Raw genomic sequence first — 1,559 nt, 5'->3', positions numbered from 1 at the left:
GGTCCGGGTGGGCCACCGCGCCGACCTGACGGCCTTCCGCCTGGACCCGGCCCGCCCGGTCGGCCAGCCCGGCGGCGGCGGCCGCGGCCGTCGTGAAGCCCTCCAGCGCCATCGCCGCGGTGAGGGCCTGCGCGGGCAGCACGGGTTCCTCGTCGGGGTTGCCGGCGGTGCGGCGCAACCGGGCGTCGGCCATCACGGCCCGCGGGTCGTGCGGTGCCACGGGCCAGTCCGAGCCCAGCGCCAGCCGCGCGCCCGCCTCCCGCAGGTCGCGGGTGCGGAACGCGCGCCCGGCGCGCTCGGGACCCAGCCGCTGCGACCAGTTGTCGCTGTGGTCGGCCTTCGTGTAGTGCGTGCAGTGGGTGGGTTGCATGCTCGCGGTGACGTCCAGGCGGCGGAAGAGCGGGACGAGGTCGGAGGGCATCGTCTCCAGGTGCTCGACGCGGTGCGGGACCGCGGTGCGCCGCGGCGCGTCGGCCAGCGTGCGCAGCACGTGGCGGATCCCCGCGTCGCCGATGGCGTGCGTGACGGTCGGCACGCCCTCGGCGGCCAGCTGCCGCACGGCGCGGGTGTACTCGCCCGGGTCCGGCCAGAACGGCGCGGTCGACTCGCCGTGGGTGTCGGCCTCCTCCAGCCACGCGGTCCCGCCGTCCACGGTGCCGTCGATCATGAACTTGGCACCCTCCACCCGCCAGCGGCGCCCGCGCAGGCGCTGCTGCTCGACGACGAGGTCGAGGGCCTCGCGGCCGGCGCCCGGCACGACGAACGGTGCGAACCGCAGCCGCAGCGGCAGGTCCCCGTCCTCCTCCAGCGCCCGCACCAGCTCGTGGGAGTCCCCCTCGAAGTCCATGGCGTTCGCGGCGGTCAGCCCGCCGGCGGCCATCTGCTCCAGCACGGCGCGCAGCCGCGCCCGGCGCTGCGCGGGTGGCTCCGCCGGCAGGTGCGCCGAGACGAGGTCCACCGCCTCCTTCTCCAGCAGGTGCCCGGTGGGCCGCCCGTCCGCGTCGAGCACGACGCTGGCGCCGGAGGCGAAGGCGCGCGCCCCCTCGACCCCGGCGATCTGCAGCGCGCGCGGGGAGACCAGCGCGGAGTGCACGTCGAACAGGTGCAGGAACACCGGCACGTCCGGCCCGAGCGCCCGCACGAGGGGTTCGCAGGTGACGGGCCCGCCGGCGAAGGTGTTGGGGTCCAGGCCCCAGCCCAGCAGCCAGTCGCCGCGGGCCAGGCCGAGCGAGGCGGCCCGCAACCGGTCCACGAGCTCGTCGACGGTGCGGACCGTCGACAGGTCCACGCCGGCGGTCGTGTCCAGCCCCATCACCGGGTGCTGGTGCCCGTCGACGAGGCCGGGCACGAGGGTGGCCGCGCCCAGGTCGAGGACGCGGGTTCCGGGGCCGCACCACCCGCGGACGTCCTCGCGCCCGCCGACGGCCGCGACGAGCCCGTCGGCGAGCGCGACGGCCTGGGCGAGGGGGTTGCCGGGGTCGAGGGTGTGGACGGTGTCGGCGACCACGACGAGGTCGGCGCGGGTGCTGGTCACGAGGCGTTCTCCGGGGCGGGGGTCG

The 1,559-nt window shown here is 77.5% G+C and carries 1 protein-coding gene; it reads right to left on the bottom strand.

Translation table 11 applies throughout. From position 1 onward, the window contains the following. Positions 1-1,534: amidohydrolase family protein (locus GTQ99_RS23075; protein ID WP_166617993.1), on the bottom strand; the 1,534-nt coding region annotated here is incomplete at its 3' end. Between the last annotated feature and the right edge of the window lie 25 nt (positions 1,535-1,559).

It is taken from the genome of Kineococcus vitellinus (assembly GCF_009906315.1).
GTDB lineage: Bacteria > Actinomycetota > Actinomycetes > Actinomycetales > Kineococcaceae > Kineococcus > Kineococcus vitellinus.
Note: the sequence above shows the minus strand (reverse complement) of the source record. Positions and strands in the feature narration are given on the sequence as shown.